At 51.7% G+C, this 7,130-nt stretch carries 13 protein-coding genes; all 13 read right to left on the reverse strand.

What is annotated here, in order from left to right; genetic code table 11:
* Positions 1-29: 29 nt before the first annotated feature.
* Complete coding sequence (locus PHI12_06930) at positions 30-512, reverse strand: hypothetical protein (protein MDD5510523.1); 483 nt, start codon at positions 510-512, stop codon at positions 30-32.
* Between the two features lie 18 nt (positions 513-530).
* A complete protein-coding gene (locus tag PHI12_06935) occupies positions 531-884 on the reverse strand; it encodes a hypothetical protein (GenBank protein MDD5510524.1) in 354 nt (117 codons plus the stop codon).
* A gap of 47 nt (positions 885-931) precedes the next feature.
* Positions 932-1,603 carry a hypothetical protein gene (locus PHI12_06940; protein ID MDD5510525.1) on the reverse strand — a complete coding sequence of 224 codons (672 nt, stop codon included), beginning with the start codon at positions 1,601-1,603 and terminating at the stop codon, positions 932-934.
* Positions 1,604-1,713: 110 nt separating this feature from the next.
* The gene (locus tag PHI12_06945; GenBank protein MDD5510526.1) at positions 1,714-2,607 is read right to left on the reverse strand and encodes a hypothetical protein; all 894 of its coding nucleotides are present in this window, start codon (positions 2,605-2,607) and stop codon (positions 1,714-1,716) included.
* Positions 2,608-2,698: 91 nt separating this feature from the next.
* Entirely contained in the window at positions 2,699-3,175 is a 477-nt protein-coding gene (locus PHI12_06950; protein MDD5510527.1) for a hypothetical protein, read from the reverse strand.
* 55 nt (positions 3,176-3,230) lie between these two features.
* Positions 3,231-3,698, reverse strand: coding sequence for a hypothetical protein (locus PHI12_06955; GenBank protein ID MDD5510528.1), 468 nt, complete (start codon positions 3,696-3,698; stop codon positions 3,231-3,233).
* A gap of 109 nt (positions 3,699-3,807) precedes the next feature.
* Complete coding sequence (locus PHI12_06960; protein MDD5510529.1) at positions 3,808-4,590, reverse strand: hypothetical protein; 783 nt, start codon at positions 4,588-4,590, stop codon at positions 3,808-3,810.
* Between the two features lie 34 nt (positions 4,591-4,624).
* A complete protein-coding gene (locus PHI12_06965; protein ID MDD5510530.1) occupies positions 4,625-5,005 on the reverse strand; it encodes a hypothetical protein in 381 nt (126 codons plus the stop codon).
* A 32-nt stretch (positions 5,006-5,037) separates the two neighbouring features.
* Complete coding sequence (locus PHI12_06970) at positions 5,038-5,388, reverse strand: hypothetical protein (GenBank protein ID MDD5510531.1); 351 nt, start codon at positions 5,386-5,388, stop codon at positions 5,038-5,040.
* 190 nt (positions 5,389-5,578) lie between these two features.
* Entirely contained in the window at positions 5,579-6,232 is a 654-nt protein-coding gene (locus PHI12_06975; GenBank protein ID MDD5510532.1) for a hypothetical protein, read from the reverse strand.
* An 8-nt stretch (positions 6,233-6,240) separates the two neighbouring features.
* A complete protein-coding gene (locus PHI12_06980; GenBank protein ID MDD5510533.1) occupies positions 6,241-6,678 on the reverse strand; it encodes a hypothetical protein in 438 nt (145 codons plus the stop codon).
* The gene (locus PHI12_06985) at positions 6,675-6,908 is read right to left on the reverse strand and encodes a hypothetical protein (GenBank protein MDD5510534.1); all 234 of its coding nucleotides are present in this window, start codon (positions 6,906-6,908) and stop codon (positions 6,675-6,677) included. Before PHI12_06985 ends, PHI12_06980 begins: the two co-directional genes overlap by 4 nt.
* Before the next feature lies 1 nt (position 6,909).
* Positions 6,910-7,130, reverse strand: a 221-nt coding sequence (locus PHI12_06990; GenBank protein ID MDD5510535.1) for a hypothetical protein, incomplete at its 5' end; no start/stop codon positions are given.

Raw genomic sequence — 7,130 nt, forward strand, 5'->3', positions numbered from 1 at the left:
GCGGTTACCTCCTTCTCAATATTCCCTTGTTAGGACTTTATATTATAAGTAATATTAATAATCCCCTGCGAAGGTGACAGCGGGACTCTTACCCTGCACCATACAAATGGTCTCCAGTCTTCCCTGTCAACGATTATAGCGCGGTTGCTGTTAGCGAATATGGCAATAGGGCCATTAATATTTTCGCTGGTAAATATGGAGTTTGTGAGATTGCCGACCACTTCCACTGTAACCACACGATCAAGCTGCGACCAGATGTGGATGGAAAGATCGGGTCCCCATGCCCACTCTATGAAATCGGAGTCGTAAGGATCGGGTGAGGCCGGTATCTGATTGGCCGAGTGCTGGTATATGTTTACGGGTGAAGGTGTCATCTGCCCGCGGCTAACTCCCGTTTTTAGATTGCCTACGATATCTCCTATTTGAGACAGCATCTGCCTTTGCTGGTCAATAATAGCAGTTTGCTGTGTTATAAGGCTCTGCAACCCGTTCAGCAACTCTTCGTCAGCCATTGTTCCTCCCCTATGCGCCTAATATTTCGCGAAGTTATAGATGAATGACACATAACATAGAGGTAACGCGACACCCCCGTTTACAACCACCTGAACATTACCGAGAAACTCCAGATCCGGCTTGATAAAATCCATGGTCGAAATGCACTCCCCGGCCGCAACGTTTATATGAAGGCGAGGGATAGTTTGCGGTGTGGGAAATACTACATTGTTGGTCACCGAGGGCGTAAATACATCATTGAATACCAGATCGGCATCGCTGGCCCCATGGACATTATCAACAAATATGGCTGAGGGTATACATTTGGATATCAGCTTCTCGGTAACCAGCGTGCGTGTGGCTACGTTCATTTGGACTACTGTTGATGGCATAATGCGCCTCCTTTATAGCATATTGGCAAAGATGATACAATACTATACTAAAGCCAACGCTCCTCCGAGTAATATCTTATGATTTTGCTTTTCCTCAACGCCTCATCGTAGTTCGTGCTGCCTGGCGGTATTTCCTGGGTATAGCACTTGTTGATGTTCAGCCCGATGGTGCACTTTTCAAAGTCCACGCCGTTATCTACGAAAACGCGCATGATAAAAGGCTCCATTTGATAGACGGAATAAAAATAAATGCGTTTGTCGTCATACGGGCTGTCGGTCGGTTTCTTGGCGCCCAGGTATCTTAACGTGGGCGAAGCGACGTTAGGCACCATGCTGGGCTGTTCCAGCCGGCTTACATACTCGCCAGCGGGGATGTAAAAGATGTTCAGGTAGTCCCCGTCTTTGAAACCGATCTGAGTCTCGTACAAGGTCTTCATGTTCATAGGATACAGGTTTTCGTTGAACTGACTCAGCGTGTTGGAAAAATCTACATCCCGAAAGTCATTAGCCGGTATCTTATAGGATAAGTCGTAAGGCACCTGGTTGGTTACCAGTATCTGCACCAGTTTGCCACGCGTGATTCCGTTTTTATCCTGATAAGTTACCTGAGTCAGCGTCGCGGGCCAGGCGTCGGAATATTTCACATAGTACCCTGGCTGGAGTAATGCTGGATATCCGGGCGAAACCGACGCTACGGGGGATGGACGTAATTCTATCATACTTCCCTCCAATTTCTCTAGCTCTCTCCCTCTGGAGAGTAGAAATAGATTACTTGGTAAACTGCCATTATGAAGGGGGAGAGAAACCCTCCCCCTTATTTTATTTTTAGCTATGCTGGCAATTGTGCGGTAAGAGCCTTGTAGTTATTTGTCCAGTGATTATCTGCCGCGCCGTCTACGTATGCAAGAACGCCGCCAGCGACAGCTTTACCGACGTTCGCATTGTTGCCGGTGATGACATTGAAATGGCAGTTTGCGGCCAGCGTTATTGCCGCTCCGGCATTATCGACTGGATAGCCGAAACGGTTGTTCAGAATTTCAAAACCACTCATGTTGGATACGCCGTTGATGCCTACGCCCGGGAGCTCGTTAAACAGGCAATTAACGATAGCACCATTGATACTGTTGCCGGCGCCGGCGAATCTAATACCATCCCTGGTTATGGTGCCGGGGGTTGTCCCCAGGAATGTGCATTTTTCGATGCGGAGTGCGGTAGCATTAAGGCCGATCCTGATACCATCCTGCGGGGTATTGCCGGCAAATATATGCCCGAACTGGCAATCGTGGATATAGACACCCATTGGTGTTCCACCCACGTTTTCAATCCCAGCGTGAGTTGCCCCACCACCGAAGTTGAACCCGGCGATCTCGGCGTCATTGCTTTCTGCCTGGAGTGTAAATATGGCAGTGTCCGCCGGAGCGTTTAGAGACACGAATGGGTTGCTGGGATTGACGCTCATACCGATGATATGGACCCTGGTTTTATTGATAAGAACGGGCCAGGCGTCCTGCCATGCGTCGATTACATAGATATAGTCTCCCCGTCCGGCGACACATTTGGCCAGAGCAGCCGCAAACGTTCTTAGCGGCGCTGTCGGTATATCGCCGACGTTGTTATCGTTACCCGTATTTCCTTCAAGGAAAAACGCCTGACCGGGTGAGTTTGCCACCCCGGCCATAGCATTTATTTTATCCCACCATGCACCTGAATAACTTCCTGGCATTTCCTTACCTCCTCAATACCAGATGGAGACGGTTGTAATTAGTACACCAATCCGAGAGGGGGTATTTCTGCCCCCTCTCAATTATTTTCATTTATGCAGCAACCACTGTGGCGCCATCATCCAGCGGAGTATACCAGAGCATGTATCTGGTGGAGCCAGTGCCGGCAGCGGCGGTCATGGTAACCTGAATATTGCCTGCGCCGACAATGAGGTTTGACTCAAAGCCACCATATCTCGTTGATGTGGCTACCACCCTACCGCCGATAACAAGCAGTCCACCGACACCACTTATAATCGGATCAGTGGTATCTCCGGTCAGGTAGTAAACGGTTCCGACGGTATCCGCAGCAACAGACAGTGTCCCAGCATCAAATACTCCACCAACCGAATGCCGAAGTTGCATTGTGGAGGCGCCACCTGCCTGGATCACTGTCCTAACACCGACGATAGCCTTTACAACAATAAGTCCACCTGCTACGGTGAACAGAGTCTGCCATACGTTCTGAGGATCAGCGGCTGCAGCGCGATTAACCTTGATACCAAGTCCTAATTTGTCATACCAAGCCATAGAATATCTCCTTGCTTTTGGAGGGGGCAGTTACGCCCCCTCCATTATTTTACCTTTAAGCAGGCAGCACAGATGCAGCGGTATCCAGAGGCATCCAGTGGAGTGTCCATCGGACACGCCCAGTCACCTGTCCCGCCACAGCAACCAGCATATCAATGGTACCCGGTTGCACTACGACGCCCACGGTCTGCGCCGGGATGGCGCCTCCGGTAGCCGCCGGCAGCAACGCATCGGTCGGGATACCGGTAATGCCGAGAATATCTCCCAGGGCATAACTGGCAATGTTGGTCGGTGTGCACATAGCAGCTGCTGTACCTACGGTAGGCGTCGCCACCAAGCTGGTAGCAGTTGCGTTAGCGTCGCAAGCGGCGGTAATGGTGCCGACGATACTGTAGACTATGATTTTCCCGCCGGCCACGGTAAACAGGTTGCCTGATATCGGCAGAGCCGTTAGCCGCTCGGTTATCTGGCCAAGCATTCTCCTGCCCAGCCACAGGTCATGAAGCCATCTGAAATCCATCATTTCGCTAATACCTCCTTAGTATTAGGTTACTAATCCCGGTAATGCCGGGATTCCTCCCCGGCATACCCGATATTTGCATGCCGGGGGTTATCGCTATATTAACCGGTATTTAGCTGCTAGCCATGTTGCGCAGGTTAGCGGCCGTCTTGATCCACAGCCCGATCGGCTGGAGTTCATCCTGACCATTGGTGAAATACCGGACGTTGACCAGCACGGTTTCGTTCGGCCAGACCAGGAGCGGCTGTTTCAGCTCGATGATGCTGTTGCCGTAAATGGCGTTGGCCAGGCTGTACGACAGGTTCTGGATGTTATAGTTCACACCCAGATATTGGTGCTGCTCGGTCGTGGTAATAGGAGCCGCCGCTTCATTGGCAAAGCCGAGAAGGGCAAATCCTTCGTTATTCCCCAACTGCAACGCAGCATGGGTGTTGGCGCCGAGTGCGTCAGGCTGGCAGATGAACTGGAGGTTGGCAGCGGCGGCCACGTTCCTTACCCATGTCGTCCGGGGGGCAATACCGGCAGCATCAGGGTTCTGGAACTGCCCTTCATGGAAGAATATGGCATCCAGGGCGTTACCGGAGCCGCTGGAGCCTTTATAGCCGGACCGGGTGTTATAGTTCACACCGCGGATAAGCTGGGCGATCGAAGGGGCGTTCTTGGCCACCAAGTTCTGGATGAGAGGGTTCTGGAGTTTCAGGATGATGTCCATCTCATCGGCAAAAATCATGAGGTCGTAGTAGTCGATTTCCGCCATGATATGGGTGGTGGTCGTGCCGTCAGGGGCGACGGTCAGCAGGTTTTCCTGGGTTGTTTTCCCGCCGGACTGATACATCCCGGCAGCCATCATGGCATCAACCACAGAGGTCTTGAGAACTAAATTATCATAAGCCATATAAATAACTCCTCCTTAATTATTTCGAGAAGGGTTAGACGCCCCTTCTGGTAACCACGGTATTGGTTAGCTGGCCGGCGGGTATGGGAACGGGAATCCTCTGGGTCTGGAGTCCGATCGGGGGCTGTCCCGGCATGACTATGACCCTGTTCTGTTCCGCCTGGGGACCCATGTAGTCGGCCCTGGCCCTGGTGGCTCTGCTACCCGTGAGCGCCGGACCCGTGAAAATGTCGGGTAGAGCAGGCAGGGTCGGAGCGGTAGTCACCTGCGCCGGCAGAGGAAGGTCGGGGCCTGCGGGCAACATGCTGGCGAACTGGGACATCATGGTTGACAGCTTCGGCAGCATCGTGAATTTCGCTTCGATCTGAGACGGAACGCCCGTTTGTGCAACTAATACGCTGGGTAATGTGGCCATAAGATTAGACCTCCTTTATAATATTGAAGTTTTTATTTCTTCGTTCTCGGTAATGAAGGCATTGAGAAAGAGCCCATGTCGGGCGGGAAGCCGAACTCTTTCGCCGGCTCATCAAGGGCTCCCATGATTGCACGGCCTTCATTTTGCAGGGCGTTTATGCCGGAATCCGCCAAACCTGATGCCGCGTTCAGAGTCCCCGTGGCAAGGTTGTTGACGATCTGCTGCGGTCCATCCTTATGGATGGTCATCTCGAAAGGTTTGTTCAGCACGCTATTGATCTGGCTCCCCACTCCCTCCACCGTCCTCACCAGTCCATTGCCTACGCCCTTGACCGCTCCGGCAATACCATCGGCTACTTGACCGACTATTTCATGGGGCTTCATAAGGATGTACCTCCTTTTTTAATCCTGGGGGCGAACACCTGACTGAATAGAAGAGGGGGCGAACCCTCAGACTTTTTCAGTCGAAAGTGTTCGCCCCCTCTTTTGTGTGAACCCTATTAACTTGTTTTAAGCTAACGATTTTAGTCTAAACAGTTTTTCTGTATTTGTCAAGAGGCAACGTGCATATTTTCTACAATAATAGCGGGGGCGGCGGTATCGGGGGCGTTACTTTCGGCCTCGGCGTGATGGTGGCACTTTGGTCGCCGTATATCACGGTATGGTTATTGTTATGCTCCAGCAGCGAACTTAAAAGTTCGTTATCAGTACGTTCGATATTTTGAAGGTATCCCTGGCGTTCTATAGCAATCGCCTCAGCACAGGTGCTGCCGTCAAGAAGAGCATTGAGTGATTGTATCACCGGCATCAGGCAGGCGGCGGCAGTTCTATCCTCCCACGGCACAGGGTAGTAAATGGAATCCGCGATCCAGAGAAAATCATCATCATAACCGAGGTAAGCCCTTGCCCCATTCTTTATCAAGTCCGGACCGAGCATCATCCCTGTATTGCAGCTGAGCAGCTTGACTACCTTTCCCCTTACCTGACCCGGATTATATTCTCCGACCTTCCAGATAATACTTTCATTTTGCGCACAATACTCCCGGTCACTGCCATGGCCGGTGCCTAAAATAAAATCGGATATCGGGGAAGTCAGGCCGAAGAAGCCGGGCTGCGCCATGGGTCCGTAAAGCATTACGGGACAGCGGGGTACTATATAACGCAGGACGAACGCACTGCTGCTGTGACTCGGCAAATCAAAGGAGGCCAAACAGATTGTCGAGATCATTGAGCCTCCTATTCGTAATAAATTATCGTCACATGGTCAACATAGGACGATACCGGGTCAACTATAGAGGTGTATCGCCAGTAATTCTCCACGACATCCTGGGGATATGCCCCGTCACCAAGCAGGTACTTCTGCTCATAAGGATCCATGGCGTGAACGGTATAGAGCTTGCCGTTCATCTTGATAATGTCGCCAAGGAACCATTTGGCTACATTGGGGGCGGCAGCCCCTTGCCCCGGCATCGGTGCTGGAATGGCCGGCACTGATAGCAATGTAGGACGCTGGGACTTCCCCGGCATGAAAGAGGGTATCGCCGGGTCTGCCAGCATTGCCGGGGCCGGCCTGCTCATACTACCCCACGGCCAGCGCACTCCCAGTCCGCAGGGTAAAGGCGGGCCTGAAGCGGGAGACATCGGCGCCAGCTTTTGCAAGTCGTTATTGGTCATTTCTTACCTCCCACAGCCTTTTTTACCCTGTTATATACCTCCGGGTTTTGCATTGCATCGGGGAGATTCCCTAATCTCACCGCGTTGACCCCACCCTTGCTCATGGTGACCAGGTGCTTGTTCTGCTCCTGCTGCGGTATATGTTCACCCATAGCTCTCGCCGCTTCGGCTCTTTCACGGGGGGTCTTGGCCTCCCTTATCATTTTTTGTGTTTCTTCCCAGCTTGGCATATTAACCTCCTAAAATGGCATACAGCACGAACGTCCAGGTATCAAGTATCTGACCACCACTGGATAGAACAGCGGTAAGGGTGTGAGAAGATACTCCCGAAAATACAAAGTCGGAAAATAATATATACCAGCCATCTCCGGGCTCTGCCTCTGTATCCTGTTTTTCGATGGCTGATATAGGAATGAAGCCATCAATCGTCAGGTCAATGTGACCAATCTCGC

The sequence above is a fragment of the Dehalococcoidales bacterium genome (assembly GCA_028716225.1).
Classification (GTDB): domain Bacteria; phylum Chloroflexota; class Dehalococcoidia; order Dehalococcoidales; family UBA5760; genus UBA5760.

Coding starts and splice junctions, on each gene's coding strand:
- PHI12_06930 (MDD5510523.1), bottom strand. CDS start 512: ATGGCTGACGAAGAGTTGCTGAACGGGTTGCAGAGCCTTATAACACAG.
- PHI12_06935 (MDD5510524.1), bottom strand. CDS start 884: ATGCCATCAACAGTAGTCCAAATGAACGTAGCCACACGCACGCTGGTT.
- PHI12_06940 (MDD5510525.1), bottom strand. CDS start 1,603: ATGATAGAATTACGTCCATCCCCCGTAGCGTCGGTTTCGCCCGGATAT.
- PHI12_06945 (MDD5510526.1), bottom strand. CDS start 2,607: ATGCCAGGAAGTTATTCAGGTGCATGGTGGGATAAAATAAATGCTATG.
- PHI12_06950 (MDD5510527.1), bottom strand. CDS start 3,175: ATGGCTTGGTATGACAAATTAGGACTTGGTATCAAGGTTAATCGCGCT.
- PHI12_06955 (MDD5510528.1), bottom strand. CDS start 3,698: ATGATGGATTTCAGATGGCTTCATGACCTGTGGCTGGGCAGGAGAATG.
- PHI12_06960 (MDD5510529.1), bottom strand. CDS start 4,590: ATGGCTTATGATAATTTAGTTCTCAAGACCTCTGTGGTTGATGCCATG.
- PHI12_06965 (MDD5510530.1), bottom strand. CDS start 5,005: ATGGCCACATTACCCAGCGTATTAGTTGCACAAACGGGCGTTCCGTCT.
- PHI12_06970 (MDD5510531.1), bottom strand. CDS start 5,388: ATGAAGCCCCATGAAATAGTCGGTCAAGTAGCCGATGGTATTGCCGGA.
- PHI12_06975 (MDD5510532.1), bottom strand. CDS start 6,232: ATGATCTCGACAATCTGTTTGGCCTCCTTTGATTTGCCGAGTCACAGC.
- PHI12_06980 (MDD5510533.1), bottom strand. CDS start 6,678: ATGACCAATAACGACTTGCAAAAGCTGGCGCCGATGTCTCCCGCTTCA.
- PHI12_06985 (MDD5510534.1), bottom strand. CDS start 6,908: ATGCCAAGCTGGGAAGAAACACAAAAAATGATAAGGGAGGCCAAGACC.